The following is a 15,894-nucleotide window of genomic DNA, read 5'->3' as shown; positions in this document are numbered from 1 at the left end:
TGAGGCGTGAAGCATGCACCGAGCAGTCTTGCTGCTCGGTGCATGCTTATCTCTGATCAACCGCAACGAGCGACCTACGGCGTTGAAACGCCCAACGCCTTCTCGAGCGTCGGCCACGCCTTCGGCAGTTGGTCCTTCCAGTACGGCCACGCGTGCACCCCGGCGGGTTCGTACGTCACCGTCACCGGAATATCCAATTCGGTCAGGCGATCTTCCATCGTCTTCGTGCAACGGTTCGAACCAGCCTCGATTGCACCGCCGACAACGACGGTTTTTGCGTAGTCCGCGTCCTCCGAATCTTCGTGCGGGCCAGGCGTTCCGTCTGCGGCCGACAGGTAGATCTGTTTGCCGCGCAGTGCTTCTGCATTGATGACGGAATCGTGCGCTTTCCACGTATCGTTCCCGAACTCGCCCCAGATATTGGCGGGGTCGCCGCTCTGGTGGGATACGGTCAGTTGGACCGAGAGTCGGCCCACGGCGTCAACGGTCGAATAGCACCCACTGAAAGCTGCGACTCCGCGGTACAGGGCTGGGTTTCGATGTGCCAGCATCATTGCTGCCTGGGCGCCCATGGAGTTGCCTGCGATGGCGTTGACGCCGTTGGTGTTCAGTTCGTTGTTGATCAGTGGCGGTAATTCCTTCGTGATGAAGGTTTCCCACTTGTTCAGGCCGAGGACGGGGTCGATCTCGGCCCAGTCGGTGTATAAACTCGAGCGGCCTCCATTGACCATCACGACGTTCACGTTCTTGTCCGCGAAGAAGTCGCGCCCGCCTCCCTGATTCATCCATGCATTGCGGTCGTCGCCGGTGTCCACTCCGCTGAGCATGTAAAGCGTCGGGCGCTGTACGGAATTGTCTTTTGGCAACAGGACATCCAGAGTTACTGCGCGCCGCAGTGCCGGAGATTCGACTTCGTACCGAATGTGCTTTCCGGATTCACTCGTCTTCATGATTGCCGGAACGAGGATGTCGTCGCGGAGAACTGGCGGCGGGCCGGGGTTCGTCTGGAACATCTCTGGCAGTACCGACCCGGAACTGACGCTGCCACTGCCCTGACTGCCGCTGCCCAGACTGCCACTGCCCAGACTGCCACTGCCCAGACTTCCGAAGTCCGGTGCGGCGGTCGAGATTCCGCTGAACATCAGAGTCGTGGCGGCGGCAATTGCCCCGACTGTACCGATCCGCGAGGTGCGGCTGAGAAACTGTGAACGAGCAGAGCGAACTGTGTGGCGCATCGGCAACTTCCTGATTTTTTCGAGTACAACTTTTGGATAAAGGTACAGCTAACAGAAATAGGCCTAATACGGACCAGCTGAAAAGTGATAATACGTTGTCGCGATATCTACCCCCTTGCGGTCTGAAATCAAGAAAAGGCGGTGCGAGATTATCTCTCGCACCGCCTTTGTGTCTCTGCAGTCGTTAAGCGACTACGGCTGTTTCAATCGTGATCGGGGTGTTGGGTGCACCGCCACCGGCTGACATTGAGCCGTCGTCGCCGCCGGCCGCAACCTTCTCGATGGTCGCCAGTCCGGCGTCGTCGATGGTCCCGAAGACCGTGTAGTTGGGCGGCAGGACCGAATCTTCGAAGACGAGGAAGAATTGGCTGCCGTTACTGCCGGCCTGTCCCGAGTTGGCCATCGCGAGGGTGCCGCGAGGGTAGACGGCCGAGAGCGTTGCCTTGGGATCACCTTCGGTGAATGCTGTAGTCGGGTACTCGTTGTCGAAGCCGTAGCCCGGGCCGCCGGTGCCCTTGCCCGACGGATCGCCGCACTGCAGGATCTGTAGACCGGGGCTGGTGACGAGTCGATGGCACGGGGTGTTGTCGAAGTACTTCTGCTCGACCAGGCTGACCATGCTGTTGACGGTGCAGGGGGCTTCGGTGCGGTTGAGATCCATACCGATGGGGCCGACAGTGGTGGTCAGCTGGACCGAGACGATGCCCTCAGCCGGCACGCCCGTGGCGTTCGGCGGGTTGACCGTCTTGGCTGCGCCCGCAGCGGCCGGGTAGGAGCAGTCGACCGTTGCGCCGGCGGGAGCCGGAACGGGAGGCAACTGAGCGAACTGTGACATATCCAGTGGCGGTGCCTTGGTTGTCGACTTTGCACTCGACTTCGCGCTCGACGTCGCCATCGTCGCAGTTCCGGAATTGTTGCTGGAGCAGCCGGCCAGGACCAGAGCGGTGGCGCCGAGAGCTGCAATCACCAGGGAAGCGCGTTTCATCAGTCGATCCTCACGGTCTTGATGTCGATGGGCGTGTTGGGCTTTCCGCCGCCGGCTGACATTGAGCCGTCGTCGCCGCCTGCAGCGACCTTCTCGATGGTGGCGATGCCCGTCTCGTCGATGGTGCCGAACACGGTGTAATTCGGCGGAAGCTGTGAATCGCCGTAAACCAGGAAGAACTGGCTACCGTTGCTGCCCGGTGCGCCGGAGTTCGCCATCGCGATGGTGCCGCGGGGGTAGGTGACTGCGGACGTCAATGCGGGATCTGACTCGGAGTACTGGTCTGTCGGGAATTCATTGGCGAATCCGTAGCCCGGTCCGCCGGTGCCGGTTCCGGTGGGATCGCCGCACTGGAGGATCTGGAGCCCACTGCCGGTGACCAATCGGTGGCAGGACGTGTCGTTGAAGTAACTCTGCTCCGCGAGGCTGACAAAGCTGTTGACCGTGCATGGCGACAGTGTCCCGTCGAGATTCAACCCGATGTTCCCCTGCGTCGTTTCGATGCTGATGCTCGGAGTTGCATCCGGAGCGGTGGTGGGAACGCCATCGGTGCGCGGCGGGTTGTTTGGCTTGGACGCCGACCCACCGTCCGTCGGGTACGAGCAGCTCACAGTGTCGGCGAGAGGCGTCGAACGACCGGCCGGCATGGATCCTGCCGACTGCTCCGACGTCGGTGTGGCGTCGGCTGCGGTGTTGTCGGTGTTGTCGTCGCCGCCTCTGGTGAGCGCCACGATGACTACGACAGCAGCGATGACCGCCACGACACCAGCTGCCGAATAGACGATCGTCATCTGCTTGCGCTTACGGGCACGTTCTGCGCGGTTCTCGAGCTGGCGCTCGAGCTTGCGTTTGGCCGTCTCGCGGCGCTGCTCGTTACTCGGCACTGCTGTAGTCCTCCATATTCGCGGGTGGAACGGGTTCTAATCAGTATTACGTGAGGCGTGAAGAAGTCTCCCACTGCAACCTGAGAACTTACTGGCTGGGCAGCGGCTTTAGGCTGTACGTGACACCGTGTTGCCTGATTGTGCCTTCGAAGAGGAGTTACCCAACGTGCTCGTGACTGGTTTTCCGGCCGGGATGTTCCAAACCAACTGCTACATACTCGCTCAGGATGACGCGTGCGAGTGCGTAGTCGTCGATCCGGGCCAGGATGCTGCTGCGCCGCTGTTCGAGTTTCTCGACTCCAAGGACATGACGGTGACGGCCGTATTGCTGACTCACGGGCATCTCGACCACATCTGGTCCGCCCGCGAGGTGTGTGAGCGGTACTCGGCTCCGGCATACATTCATCCGGACGATCGTTACATGCTCAGCGATCCGGCGCGGGGAATCGGACCAACGATGAAGGACTTCATTCAGGGAATGTCGTTCGTCGAACCGGACGAGGTCATCGAACTTGCGGACGGCGACGCTTTCGAACTTGCCGGAATGTCGTTCGAGGTCGATCACACTCCGGGGCACACCCAGGGATCCGTCGTCTTCCGCACCCAGGCCGGTACGGAAGAAGGGCCGGTCGATTTGGCCTTCACCGGCGACACCTTGTTCCAGGGCTCGATCGGCCGAAGTGACCTTCCGGGCGGCAACGGTGAGCAGTTGCTTGACTCGGTGGCCCGCAAACTTTTGATCTTGGACGACGCGACCGTCATTCTTCCCGGCCACGGCGATAACAGCTCCATCGGCTCCGAAAGAAACTCCAATCCGTTTCTCGTTGGACTCAGCGGACAGAAATAAGGAAAAGTAACCACTCGTGAGTAAAGCCAGCACCTTCTCTGCACCCAAAGGCGTTCCGGATTACGTTCCGCCGCAGTCCGCCGAATTTGTTGCCGTCCGCGACGGATTGACGCGCGCCGCACGACTTGCCGGATACGGCCATATCGAATTGCCGATCTTCGAGGACACCGCACTGTTCGCCCGCGGCGTCGGCGAATCGACCGACGTCGTCAGCAAGGAGATGTACACCTTCGCCGATCGCGGTGACCGTTCGGTGACGCTTCGTCCCGAGGGCACTGCGGGTGTCATGCGCGCCGTCATCGAGCACAACCTCGATCGGGGAACGCTTCCCGTCAAGGTCAGCTACGCCGGTCCCTTCTTCCGCTACGAGCGTCCGCAGGCCGGCCGCTACCGTCAGCTGCAGCAGGTGGGCGTGGAGGCCATCGGTATCGACGATCCGGCGCTCGACGCCGAGGTCATCGCCATTGCCGACGCCGGATTCCGGTCGCTGGGCCTTGACGGTTTCCGGCTCGAGATCACCTCGCTCGGTGACGACACATGCCGTCCGCAGTACCGGGAACTGCTTCAGGAGTTCCTGTTTGCACTGCCGCTCGACGAGGAGACCCGTCGCCGCGCCGAGATCAACCCGCTGCGTGTCCTCGATGACAAGCGTGAAGACGTCCGGGCGATGACGGCTGATGCACCGCTGATGCTCGATCACTTGTCGGAGAGCTGCAAGGCGCACTTCGACGAGGTCCTTGCGCACCTCGACGCGTTGGGTGTTCCGTACGTGGTCAATCCGCGTATGGTTCGCGGGCTCGACTACTACACCAAGACCACTTTCGAGTTCGTCCACGACGGTCTGGGCGCTCAGTCCGGTATCGGCGGCGGCGGTCGCTACGACGGTCTTATGGAGCAGTTGGGCGGACAGCCGTTGTCCGGCATCGGTTTCGGTATCGGCGTAGACCGCACGGTGTTGGCGCTCGCGGCCGAAGGCAAGTCTGTTGCACCGCCGGCGCGTGTCGACGTTTTCTGTGTTCCGATGGGAGCAGAGGCGAAGGGCAAGCTCGTTGCCATCGCACATCAGTTGCGCGGCAGCGGTATTCGCGTTGATCTTGCGTACGGTAACCGTGGCGTCAAGGGTTCGATGAAGGCCGCAGACAAGTCCGGTGCCGCCTTTGCGCTGGTTCTCGGCGAGCGTGAACTCGAAGAAGGCGTTGTCGTTCTCAAGCACCTCGCGACGGGTGAACAGGAATCGGTTGCTCTCGACGAGGTCGTCGGCAGGCTCGGGACTCTCGTTGTCTCCTGACCCCGAACCGGTTTCTCTCGACCTGGTTCCGATCGCACTGATTGCGCCGCGGCTCAAGAAGATCGCCGTGGTGGTGATCATCTTGGGCGTGGTGATCGGTCTGATCGTGAGCGTGTTTGCGTCGAACACGGTGGCGCTGTTGGTCGGCTTCATCATTTCGGTTCCGACCTCGCTCGCGATCTTGATGACACTGCGTCGACATATCACGTTGTACGGCAACAAGGTTCGGGCGCAAGCCGGGTTCCGCACCGCTGAGGTCGATGTGGCACAGGTCGTGTCCGCCGAGCTCATGGTGCGGACCAGCCGGATCAGTGAAGCCAGCATGAAACTGACCGACGGACGGTCGACCGTGCGAATTCCTCTCGCGCTGTACACCGCAGGCGGCGGGCGCGAGCTGGAGATTCTGGCGCTCCGCAAGCTTGCCGACGCCTTGGCGTCGAGCGAGTTGGTGCCGGCGGCAGCATTGTCGTCGGTGCTGATCGAACAACTTCGCGCGGAAGCGCGTGGTGCGGGGCTTGCGGAGCGGCCACTGTACCGGGCTGTCGAGCTTGTGACGACCGCTGGGCGAGTGCCGAGAACCACACTCACGGACCACGAAGTGGCGGGTTTGCTGGACTAGCGTGGAAGTCGTTCGCAGATGCGAAAGCAGAACGGCAAGTGGAGGAGTCGGCAATGAGTGTTTCGCCCGTGACTGTCACAGTAACCGGAGCGTCGGGCCAGATCGCCTACGGCATGCTATTCCGTATCGCTGCAGGTGACATGCTTGGTCTCGACGTTCCGGTTCGATTGCGACTGCTCGAGATTCCTTCTGCGGTGTCTTCCGCTGAGGGGGTGGCGATGGAACTCGACGACGGTGCGTTCCCGCTGCTTCGCTCCATCGACATCACTGACGACCCTGACACTGCATTCTCGGGGGCAAACGTCGGAATGCTGGTCGGTGCCCGGCCTCGCACCAAGGGTATGGAACGTGCTGACCTGCTCAGTGCCAACGGGGCGATCTTCTCGGTGCACGGCAAGGCAATCAACAACAACGCGGAGTCCGACGTGAAGGTGCTCGTGGTGGGAAATCCCGCGAATACCAACGCATTGATCGCGATGAACAATGCTCCCGATGTTCCGGGCACTCGCTTCACTGCGTTGACCCGGCTTGATCACAATCGCGCAATTGCGCAGGTAGTCAAGAAGACCGGCGCGCGGGCGTCGAGCGTTCGCAAGGTGTCGATCTGGGGTAACCACTCTGCTACCCAGTACCCGGACCTGTCTCGTGCCACGGTTGAGGGTAAGTCGGCGCTCGAGGTCATCAACGACCGCGAATGGGTGGAAAACGACTTCATCCCGACGGTCCAGGTGCGGGGTACTGCGATCATTGCGGCTCGGGGATCGTCGTCGGCGGCGAGTGCAGCCAGCGCCTCCATCGATCACATCCGTGACTGGGTGAGCGGTACCGCCGACGGGGATTGGGTATCGATGGCCGTGCCGTCGGACGGTTCGTACGGTGTTCCGGAGGGTTTGATCTCCTCGTTCCCGGTGACCTGCGCCGATGGTGACTACAGCATTGTTCCGGGTCTCGAGATCGACGATTTCTCACGCACTCGCATCAACATCTCGGTGAACGAGTTGGAGCAGGAACGAGATTCGGTACGCGCACTGGGATTTGTCTGAGTTCTTTCGCCGAACGCGTCTGATCGTGAAGGATTCTGCTCGCTCAGCGAGCAAAATCCTTCACGATCAGATGGATATCTAGGGAGCGACGATGCAACCAGGTCCGATGGGTACTCCCGGATTTACCGTCACCGTTTCGATCGGACCACCAGCTGAAGTTTGGTACGCCATCAAGGAATGCTCACCCGGTGCAGTCGGGGTCCACAGAGTGAAAGCGTGGCCGAGGATGACAGGGGAGGAGTAGTAGGGATCGATCGTGTCCCACATCAGTTCCTGTGGGAAGAACGTCGAAGCACGGTTGAAGTCGACGATGCCCACGCCCGGTTCTGTCAGACCGGAAGTCCTGGCCACCACCAAGTACGTGCAGCCTGCACCGTAGGGAGTGGTGGGTCCATTGCCGAGTCCGGGAATGACGCTGACGTCGACAACCTCAGCGGTAGCACTGGGCGCCGCCCACACGCCCACAACTGCACAGATGGCAACGGCTAGAGGAGTGGCACGGGCAAATCGCGAATGGCTCATACCGGTAAGTCGGTTTCATTGATGATGGCGTTACAGTCGATGTGAGCCGGAATTGCGCGGAAGATCAACGAGCTCACGCTTGGGGTTCTGCGTTCGCTGGATCCGGTGTCGCCTGCATGCACCGGCAATGGGATTTCGAAGGTGAAAGGCGCCGAATCAATGGGCATCGGACCTGTGTACTCACTGGGCTGAGATGTTTGCCAGCGGTCCTTTGGGGAGAATCGCGGACTAGTTTGAGCCCGGCACCTGAATTGGACAACTACATTGTCGGGCATAGGAATTGGAGTGATTCATCCCAGAAGGGAAAGAGGTCTGTAGTCGTCGCGGTGGGTTGATCGACACGTGCCAGATCATAGAAGTCGAGAACGGTCCGTCCCGCAGTGTTGTTGATGCCACATGCTTGCAGGCTCAGCTTTGCGGCAGCGGTGAAGCGGATTTCGCGGGAATACGGACCGAGTGCCCCCGAGTCGACAAAGCTCTCGAGACCGTGCCCCCACTGGTTGTATCCGGACTGCAGATCGAAACTGCAGGTTTCGTGAAACAGTCCGGCGCAGGTGACCGGCTGCCCGTGGATGACGACGACCGCATCCGCGGCCGTGTGCGAGTCGGGTTGCCGCGTGAAGCCGGTGAAAAACAGAATGGCGGAGGCCGCGAGAGCGAATACGACCGTTACGCCCAGCAGAAACATCAGGTACACCTTCATGAGCATTCCTCCTCGCGAGGTGCGCGCTGTGAGTCGTTTCTGTGTTACCCCAGCGGATGCCAGGTACCCGCGCCGTTCCGGCCACAAACATTCGGAGACAGGCGCCGTGGTCCGGTTCAGAAGGGCATCCCCTGATTGTGAAGTGGGGCATCTCCGAGTGCGTCGATGTCGGATACGAGGCTCACGTGAGAATTCGGCGAAGCTGTCTGGCCTGTGCCGCGAGTTCTCCTGTAGCGGTGAACAGCTCGGTTTCGTCAACGCACAGGGATTCCGTCGCCCACACCGTGCGGTGCCGTAGGCGATGCCACGGCGACCGTGCGGGGGACGTTGGTGCGAAGTGTGCACTGAATTCGACGGTCGGTATGGCTACCGGCATGGTGAGTGTCGCGAAGAGTCCTGGTGGCAGTGCATCGAGCAGGACTGCCGAATGTTCTTGTGTCGTGAAGTCGAGGTCGTCGAGTAGCCGGATCCAGACATCGAACTCGGGGGAGTCCCCGCCGGCAAAGGGTCTCGCGGCGTTGATCGGGCGGATATCGAGGTGCTGAGAGAAGGGGACAAAGTCGACGGGAATCTCGAGCGGTGGCAAGGTCGACGGGTCATCGGATTCCGGTGCAACACTCAGGGTGGATCGTGTCGAGGCGCCTATGTCGCGAGCAAGTCGGACGAGTGCCGTTCCTGAACCGGTAAGCGTGACAAGGCAACTGATGGTTCGTCCGCCAAGTGTCCGATCGACGACCATCTCTGCAGGTCCGGGTGGCACGGGTCGATCGAGGTGTGCTGTGACGGCGACTGGAATTGCCCCGGTTGCGTCGGCAGCAGACCGAATCATTTTCGCAACAGCAAGTCCGCCGTGGATTCCGTCGAAACTTTTCCAGGTGGCGTCAAATTCGGTGCGATGTGTTGTTGCGGTGGTGACGCTCATGTCGAGGCTCCGTAACTGGGAATGCTGGGTAACTGGGAATGCTGGCTATGCAATCTCGTAGTCAGCAAACTAGAAGCTGGCTATGTTTTTAGCAAGTCAGCATCGGATGCCCGGATGATTGTTTCAGTCCTTTCTGAATTCAGAAATTGATGTACTGTTTTCTCATGGAAACCAGGATTCACCGCGATGCGTTGTCCCGCTTCGGCAATGCGCTGTCGGACAAGACTCGAACCGAGATACTTTTGAGCCTGCGCACTGGCCCGCGATATCCCTCAGACCTTGCCGAACAGATCGGAGTTTCACGGCAGATCCTGTCGAACCATCTCGCATGCCTGCGTGGGTGTGGACTAGTTGTTGCGGTGCCCGAGGGGCGACGCAGTCGGTATGAGCTCGCAGATCCACGGATCGGGCGCGCGCTCGAGGATTTGATCGGCCTGGTTCTGGCAGTCGACCCATCCTGCTGCCCCGACGCCGATGCCGACAGATGCTGCTGATGGGTTCCGAACTCGAGGACGTCAGGCCCGTGTCCATGCTGTCAGATCAACGGCGGCAGGTACTTTCGCGGCGCATCCGAATTTTTGTCGCAGTGACCATCAGCTACAACGTGCTCGAGGCGATTATCGCGCTCACGGAAGGCGTTCGAGTCTCGTCGACGGCGCTGATCGGCTTCGGTCTGGATTCTGTGATCGAAGTATCGTCCGCAGCGGCTGTGGCCTGGCAGTTTTCGGCAAAGGATCCAGAGTCGCGGGAGAAGGTGGCGCTTCGGATCATTGCATTTTCGTTCTTCGGTCTCGCCATCTACGTCACCGTCGATGCTGTCCGATCACTGTTCGGTATCGGCGAGACGCAGCATTCTTCTGTTGGAATCATGCTTGCGGCAGTGAGTGTGGCGATTATGCCCGTACTCTCGTGGGCCCAGCGTCGTGCAGGTCGCGAACTCGGCTCGCTCTCCGCGGTTGCCGATTCCAAGCAGACACTTCTCTGTACGTACCTGTCCGCTGTCCTTCTGGTCGGACTGCTCCTGAACAGCCTCTTCGGCTGGTCGTGGGCAGATCCCATCGCTGCCTTGGTTATCGCCGTCATTGCCGCGAAGGAAGGGATCAATGCGTGGAAAGGCGACACGTGCTGCCCTGCGCCGGTGAAGATCACGGCCAGCGAGGAGTGCCACGAGTGTGGCTGTGGGAACGAGTAGTCACCACCAGTCGGTCGCTTAGATAACGGCCCCGCCACTCAGTACGCTCACGAGTCCGATTGTAATAAACGCGACGACGCAGAGGGTCCCGCGAATGGGGTCTCCGGCACTTGCACCCTCTTGAAGCCAATTCAATATGTTGACTGAACCCATCTGCATACTCCTTGCTCGATACTGACATTCGATACTGACAATCCTTCAGCGAGTTCATCGCGATCAGGATTGCGTTACGACGTGTAGCGAAAGTCTTCTTTCGAGGTGCCCTCTGGCCCCGGGGCATTCGGCCGAAAATGTGGTCCGTGCTCGGTAGCTGCGACCAGGGCGCCAGGTGGTGCCTGCCCGTACCGTCACACGAACAAGACGATAATTCGATCCCGTCTCGGAGGTCTTGTGACCTGGCGATCGCTCAGAACGGGTCGCCGTTCAGCATGAGCGGGAAATCGGCCACGATGAACAACAACGTGGAGAGGGTTTGCCTGAATAGGTCGTCTCCTTCTAGCCCAACGACTCTCACTGTGAGCTAGGTTGGGGACTAGTGCTCAGATGCCGGAAAACAACGCGCCATCGGGATCCTCGGTTCCGATCACGGCAGGTGTGACCATCGGCAGTTCTCCGATGACGGCGTGGTTATCGGACACGTCGATCAGGTAACCCGGCGTGGTGCGGGAAGATTCGTCATCCTGTTGTCCGCGCGTGCCCGCACCGCTGGCGCCGCCGCCCATCATCCCGCCGCCGGCAGGGCTGGTGCCCGGCATCGAGCCGGCCGGACTGCCCACTGCCGGTGCAGCAACGGAGGTCCAGCCGCTAGTCGGTCCGGACAGTCCTGCTGCTCCCGAAATTCCGCCGACCCGGCTTCCACTGGAGGCTCCGAATGTGCCGCCTCCAGCGCTGGCTCCGGTCACCGATCCGCCTGAGCCAACGGCATTCGCGACGTGTGGCGACGAGGATGCGGCGGTGGGAGAGAGTGGATTTCCCGTGCCCCAGAGTTTGTCGACGCCCGCGAGTGGCGATGCAGAAGCATTGGCCGCTGTGGTGCGCGCCGAGGTTGATTGAAGTTGACCATCCGGCGTCGATCCGCCTGCTGGCGGATGGCCTTGTGTTGCAGCGTCGATTGTTCCGGAGCCGGCTTGTTCGACGACCTGTGTCAGCTGTTGTGCTGCTGTCTGTGCGATTGGTGACAACGCAGCGAGAGCGTCGCTCACCGGAGGTGGTGGAACCGGGATCGATCCGGCAAGCGAGTTCATGACGGTTGTGTGCGCGAGCATTTCGCCGCGGGTCTGATTGACAGCAGCGATGGCTGCCTGCATGTGCTCGGACGCGGCGGCCAGCAGCATTGCCTGTCCCGGAGGAGTCCACGCGATTGGCGCTGCAGCAACAACTGCCGTCGCAAATGATTGCGCGATGGCTGCCAACTGAGCATTGCCGCGTTGTACTGACTCCGCAGCGGCAGCTGTTGTCGTGGAGATCGCGTTGCCGCGTTCGCTGAGTTCGGACCCGCTGCGATAGGCGGCTTCATTGGTATCTGTGGCAACTTCGTTGCCGGTGCCGTTCCAGGTCTGACTGACATCGGCCAGACCGCTCTTGGATAATCCGCCGGCCTTCTCGATGAGGGCACTGGCTTGATTGAGGACGTTGACGGGGTTGGTTCCGTTGAAGACTCCCGATCCGAGGCTCTTCGCCAGATCGATCAGGGGCTTGAACAGTGCGTCGACCCCTGGGAGCGACGGAAGTGCAATCCCTTGCGTCAGCGATTCGGCAGCGTTGGTCGGGAGTTGCGGCGTCGCCGGCGCGACGAGAAAATCGGGAATTGACGGTAGGTCGACTGCACCGGGGATCTGCATCCCGAGAACCGGAGCCAGCGCCGAGTGCTCGACGGCACCGAGCATCGCGGTACCGGCAGGGGTGTCGAGCATGGGTCCCACCGCACTGCCCTGCAGGAACTCGAGCACGGTTGTCGGATCGTGGGGACTGTTCATGCGAGGTCACCGTTGATTGTGGTCGTGCGTCGAAGTTCGGCCGCTGTCGATTGGTCGGTGGCGTCGTACGTGTCGGCTGCCGCACCGGCCGTTGCGGACGCTCCGGCATAAAATACTGCGAGAGCCGCAACATCTTTGGTGTGGGCGGCCTGTGCGCGCGCGAAGGCTTCGAGGAATTCGATACCGACAGGCCCCACTGCCGGTGCCACCGCTGCAAGATTTGCATTGAGATCGACAATAGCGGCTTGTGCAACGTGGCCCGCGGCTTCGGCAGTCGTAGCGCCGTACTTGCGGATGTCGTCAGTGACGACAGAAAGTTCGCTCATCTTTACCCCCGTATTTGGTAAGCGTCGTCAGGACTGTAACGGAAGCGAGTCTCCGAGTGCATGTTCGTGGGCGTCGGAACCTTTGACAGACTGAACCCATGAGAACCGCTTCGGACGTTATTGCCCGCCTCACGTCTGATCCCGCACGATCTGGACTGGTGATGGACTTCGACGGGGTTCTGGCCCCGATCGTCGACGATCCTTCGACGAGTGCTCTTTTGCCGGGCGCAGCAGACGTCCTCGGCTCGCTCTCACGTCATCTCGGATTGGTGGGTTTGCTCTCGGGTCGGCCGGTGTCCTTCTTGCGGGATCGAGTGTCGTTGGAGTCGGTGGTGCTTATGGGTTCCTATGGTGTCGAAACGTGGACGGACAGCGGCCTCGCGGTGCTTCCGGCCGTTGCAGAGTGGAAACCGACCGTTGTGGACGCCGAGGCCGAGTTGCGACGGGTGTTCGCAGCGTCGGCAACACCGGGGATCCATGTGGAGGGCAAGGGCCTGGCCGTGGCGGTTCACTGGCGGCAGGCAGGTGATCGAGTCGCTGCACAAGAACTGGTGGAGCGGGCAACCATCGATATCGCCGCCCGGACCGGGTTGCGCCGTGAACCCGGCAAGCTTGTCGAAGAGTTGCGCACACCGGTCCACGAGGACAAAGGGACGGGATTGCTGCGTGCAATCGCGGCAGCAGGCGTTGAAGTAGTTGCATACGCAGGCGATGACCGCGGGGACTTGCCGGCATTTGCGGCAGTCCGAGCTGTCGGGGGCGACGCGTTGGTGGTGGGCGGCGCCGATTGCGCGCCTGAGGTTGCCGCTGTGGACGGCGTCATGTTCGGCGGGCCGGAGGAATTTTTGGCCTGGATGAAGGAACTTGCATCGGCCTTCGAGGCACAGATGTGATAATAAGTCCGGCAATTCGGTGCGGCGAGTCACAAAGATCCTGTGATGGTAGTCACGTAACGGACGGATAACGATTGGTACGGTTGAAGTCTCAATTGAACCGTTGAACTGCGCATATAGGTGTCATCTGGTCAATTTTCTAATACGATCGTGCCAAAATATTGACCCGTGACCTTTCCGTGATCATCGCCTAGCGTCGTTGGCAGTCCGAAACAACCGGACAAACACCGACCCGCAACTGCGTGCTTCTGCCCCGCGGGTCCGGTACTCCCCAAACCTTCGCGGGGCAGGAGTGAAATAGGCGAGTCGTTCGATCCGGCGCACAAGTGCCCGATCCGATGTCGTCCGCGGTAGCGGAGAGGATTTCCCCTGATGACCAGCATTACCTTCAAGCGCGCCCTCGGCGCAGTTGCAACCGCAGGCGCAGTAGTCGCAATCCCTCTCGCCATGAGCACCGGCACCGCCTCGGCTGCAGGCCACGACTGGTCCGGAGTCGCAAACTGCGAGTCCACCGGAAACTGGGCGGCCAACACCGGAAACGGCTTCTACGGCGGCCTGCAGTTCACGCAGAGCACCTGGAACGCATTCGGTGGATCCGGCAACGCTGCCAACGCCAGCCAGGCAGAACAGATCCGCGTAGCCGAGAACGTTCTCGAAGGCCAGGGCGTCGGCGCATGGCCCGTCTGCGGTCAGTACCTCACCGGCGGAACCACGGCGGGCACCTATGAAGCAGTCTCGGCCCCTGTCACCACAGAGGCTCAGGTCGAATCTGCTCCCGCAGCAACCACCGGCGGCAACTACGTCGTGAAGGCCGGCGATACGTTGTCGAAGATCGCTGCAGCCCACGGTATTTCGCTCGAAAACCTTGCAAGCCAGGTCCCGAACCTGAACCTGATCTTCCCCGGACAGAGCCTGTCCGTCTAAATCTGCCGCTCATTCGGGCATAAGAACGCCGAAGTTGTTCGGAACCATAGGGTCCCGGACAACTTCGGCATTTCTGCATTCAGGCCAGATTCAGTTGATAGACGCCGTTCAACGCGGCGTCTGCGAAGATGAGTGTCTGCCCGTCAGAGGTGAGCGTGAGGCCCGTCAGACCGACTTTGCCGGTCTCGAATACTCGCCTGGGTGTGCCGTCCCAACCGAACTCGAGGATGCGCCCGTTTTCGTTGTCGGCGACGAACCACGAATCTTCACCTGCAGCGAGGCCGGACGGGCGGCCGACGATTCCTGAGTCGGTGGCGTCCTCGCGGGTCGCATTCCAGACGTACGAGTATTCGGAGAGAGTTTCCATCGGCGGAATCCAGTTCTCGCCGGCGGCGGCGATACGTTCGAGGTTGCCACGCGTGTTTACCCACTCCGTGACGGTGGCTGGGTCGTCGCCATCCCCAGGGCCGTTTTCGATGTGGCTCCAATCGATGACACCGGCACCGTGCTCGCCGTGGCTTGCGGGTGAATTGTTCCAGTTCTCGACCATGACTTCGGTGGTGCCGCTGTCAGGTTGGAAACGTCGCACCACGCCGGCGCCGGTATCGGAGTAGTAAACCCATCCGTCATGAGTGAACATGCCACTGGGTACCCTGTCCACTCGCTGAAACGGTAGGTCGATGTACCGCGCGGTGGTGCCGTCGCCGTGGAACCCGTTGCCTTCCTGATGATCCCGGTTGAAATCGACCCGACTTACATGGCCGGGCCCACGGCAGGTGTTGGTGTCGTCACGAGCGCCGCAGCCGTCAAGCACGAAGAATGCGTTGACCTGATCGTGCACGATTCCGGCGCTGAGCGGATTGCCGTGAAGCATGTCGAGGTGGCTGCCCTGGCGTGGCCATACGCAGCGGGCGGTCGAATCGGACCAGTATTCTGCCGGGCATTGATTCTGCGGAGTGTCGTCCGGCGGGTCGTGGCTGATGCCGGGTTGCGGCCAGTCGTCCATGTACTGCTTGTTTTGTCCCGCGATCGCAAACGTGTTGGTGGAGAACAGTGTTGGCCCCATGAAGTTGTTGCCCTTGAAGTGTGTTTCGCGTTCGGGGTTCAGTTTGAATTCGAGACCGCGGACCTCATTGTTGGAGTTGTTCGAGACCGCGAAGAACTGCCCGTCGTCGTTGAACGCGATCCCCGAAGGGTGTGCCATGAAGTGCTCGCCGTATCCGTCGCGTTGTTGCTGAGCAGGCTCGGGGTTCTCGAGGTCGATCACGGTGAGGGAATCGTTCCCGGCGTTGGTGATCCACAGTTGCGAAGTTCCCGGTCTTACCGCGAGCGACGACGGTGAGTCGAGAACTGCTCCCTGAGTGACGGATTTGATCTGACTTTCCTCCGGCCCGCCGCCGGCCTCTGTCGAGGACGAGCATCCCGCCAAAATCAGTACCGCGGCAGCTGGAAACACTCGCAGTGCGGTGCGAGCAACACAGAACCGGCGGCCCCATGTATTGCGGCGGGTATCGCTCATCCAAACCTCCGAAGTT

The 15,894-nt window shown here is 60.9% G+C and carries 17 protein-coding genes; 8 read left to right on the top strand and 9 right to left on the bottom strand.

Going from position 1 to position 15,894, the window contains the following annotated elements; genetic code table 11:
- Positions 1-74: 74 nt before the first annotated feature.
- The 3 genes from QM600_RS11515 to QM600_RS11505 all read right to left on the bottom strand — a co-directional run bounded on the left by QM600_RS11515 (position 75) and on the right by QM600_RS11505 (position 3,104).
- On the bottom strand, positions 75-1,235 hold the full coding sequence (locus tag QM600_RS11515; protein WP_283261589.1) for an alpha/beta hydrolase: 1,161 nt from the start codon (positions 1,233-1,235) through the stop codon (positions 75-77).
- A 184-nt stretch (positions 1,236-1,419) separates the two neighbouring features.
- A complete protein-coding gene (locus QM600_RS11510; RefSeq protein ID WP_283261588.1) occupies positions 1,420-2,220 on the bottom strand; it encodes a peptidylprolyl isomerase in 801 nt (266 codons plus the stop codon).
- Positions 2,220-3,104 (bottom strand): peptidylprolyl isomerase, encoded by an 885-nt coding sequence (locus QM600_RS11505; protein WP_283261587.1) that lies wholly within the window; start codon positions 3,102-3,104, stop codon positions 2,220-2,222. Before QM600_RS11505 ends, QM600_RS11510 begins: the two co-directional genes overlap by 1 nt.
- A gap of 166 nt (positions 3,105-3,270) precedes the next feature.
- Between QM600_RS11505 and QM600_RS11500 the strand changes: the two genes are divergently transcribed.
- Genes QM600_RS11500 through QM600_RS11485 form a run of 4 tightly spaced genes read left to right on the top strand, consistent with a single transcriptional unit; the run spans position 3,271 to position 6,901 of the window.
- The gene (locus tag QM600_RS11500) at positions 3,271-3,951 is read left to right on the top strand and encodes an MBL fold metallo-hydrolase (protein WP_283261586.1); all 681 of its coding nucleotides are present in this window, start codon (positions 3,271-3,273) and stop codon (positions 3,949-3,951) included.
- 16 nt (positions 3,952-3,967) lie between these two features.
- Positions 3,968-5,239, top strand: a complete 1,272-nt coding sequence (gene hisS / locus QM600_RS11495) for a histidine--tRNA ligase (RefSeq protein ID WP_283261585.1) — start codon at positions 3,968-3,970, stop codon at positions 5,237-5,239.
- On the top strand, positions 5,229-5,858 hold the full coding sequence (locus QM600_RS11490; RefSeq protein ID WP_283261584.1) for a hypothetical protein: 630 nt from the start codon (positions 5,229-5,231) through the stop codon (positions 5,856-5,858). The genes hisS and QM600_RS11490 overlap by 11 nt, the downstream gene beginning before the upstream one ends.
- Positions 5,859-5,911: 53 nt before the next feature.
- Positions 5,912-6,901, top strand: coding sequence for a malate dehydrogenase (locus tag QM600_RS11485; RefSeq protein WP_283261583.1), 990 nt, complete (start codon positions 5,912-5,914; stop codon positions 6,899-6,901).
- Between the two features lie 78 nt (positions 6,902-6,979).
- On the opposite strand, the gene QM600_RS11480 is transcribed toward QM600_RS11485, so the two are convergent.
- From QM600_RS11480 to QM600_RS11470, 3 genes are all read right to left on the bottom strand, one after another.
- On the bottom strand, positions 6,980-7,423 hold the full coding sequence (locus tag QM600_RS11480; protein WP_283261582.1) for a hypothetical protein: 444 nt from the start codon (positions 7,421-7,423) through the stop codon (positions 6,980-6,982).
- Between the two features lie 259 nt (positions 7,424-7,682).
- Entirely contained in the window at positions 7,683-8,126 is a 444-nt protein-coding gene (locus QM600_RS11475; RefSeq protein ID WP_283261581.1) for a hypothetical protein, read from the bottom strand.
- 181 nt (positions 8,127-8,307) lie between these two features.
- Positions 8,308-9,048, bottom strand: a complete 741-nt coding sequence (locus QM600_RS11470) for an acyl-CoA thioesterase (RefSeq protein ID WP_283261580.1) — start codon at positions 9,046-9,048, stop codon at positions 8,308-8,310.
- Between the two features lie 164 nt (positions 9,049-9,212).
- Here QM600_RS11470 and QM600_RS11465 point away from each other — a divergent pair, with 164 nt between their 5' ends.
- Together QM600_RS11465 and QM600_RS11460 are read left to right on the top strand one after the other, a co-directional pair.
- Entirely contained in the window at positions 9,213-9,542 is a 330-nt protein-coding gene (locus QM600_RS11465) for an ArsR/SmtB family transcription factor (RefSeq protein ID WP_283261579.1), read from the top strand.
- Positions 9,533-10,240 carry a cation efflux transmembrane domain-containing protein gene (locus QM600_RS11460; protein WP_283261578.1) on the top strand — a complete coding sequence of 236 codons (708 nt, stop codon included), beginning with the start codon at positions 9,533-9,535 and terminating at the stop codon, positions 10,238-10,240. The genes QM600_RS11465 and QM600_RS11460 overlap by 10 nt, the downstream gene beginning before the upstream one ends.
- Before the next feature lie 539 nt (positions 10,241-10,779).
- Here the strand turns inward: QM600_RS11460 and QM600_RS11455 are convergent.
- The gene (locus QM600_RS11455; RefSeq protein WP_283261577.1) at positions 10,780-12,216 is read right to left on the bottom strand and encodes a hypothetical protein; all 1,437 of its coding nucleotides are present in this window, start codon (positions 12,214-12,216) and stop codon (positions 10,780-10,782) included.
- Positions 12,213-12,542, bottom strand: coding sequence for a type VII secretion target (locus QM600_RS11450; RefSeq protein WP_283261576.1), 330 nt, complete (start codon positions 12,540-12,542; stop codon positions 12,213-12,215). The genes QM600_RS11455 and QM600_RS11450 overlap by 4 nt, the downstream gene beginning before the upstream one ends.
- A gap of 98 nt (positions 12,543-12,640) precedes the next feature.
- Between QM600_RS11450 and otsB the strand changes: the two genes are divergently transcribed.
- Together otsB and QM600_RS11440 are read left to right on the top strand one after the other, a co-directional pair.
- On the top strand, positions 12,641-13,435 hold the full coding sequence (gene otsB, locus QM600_RS11445; RefSeq protein WP_283261575.1) for a trehalose-phosphatase: 795 nt from the start codon (positions 12,641-12,643) through the stop codon (positions 13,433-13,435).
- Between the two features lie 372 nt (positions 13,436-13,807).
- Positions 13,808-14,359, top strand: a complete 552-nt coding sequence (locus QM600_RS11440; protein ID WP_283261574.1) for a LysM peptidoglycan-binding domain-containing protein — start codon at positions 13,808-13,810, stop codon at positions 14,357-14,359.
- 79 nt (positions 14,360-14,438) lie between these two features.
- Here QM600_RS11440 and QM600_RS11435 read toward each other — a convergent pair whose 3' ends face one another.
- Positions 14,439-15,878 carry a hypothetical protein gene (locus tag QM600_RS11435; protein ID WP_283261573.1) on the bottom strand — a complete coding sequence of 480 codons (1,440 nt, stop codon included), beginning with the start codon at positions 15,876-15,878 and terminating at the stop codon, positions 14,439-14,441.
- Between the last annotated feature and the right edge of the window lie 16 nt (positions 15,879-15,894).

Source organism: Rhodococcus sp. IEGM 1379 (assembly GCF_030056815.1).
In the GTDB taxonomy this organism is placed as follows: Bacteria; Actinomycetota; Actinomycetes; order Mycobacteriales; family Mycobacteriaceae; genus Rhodococcus_F.
Note: the sequence above shows the minus strand (reverse complement) of the source record. Positions and strands in the feature narration are given on the sequence as shown.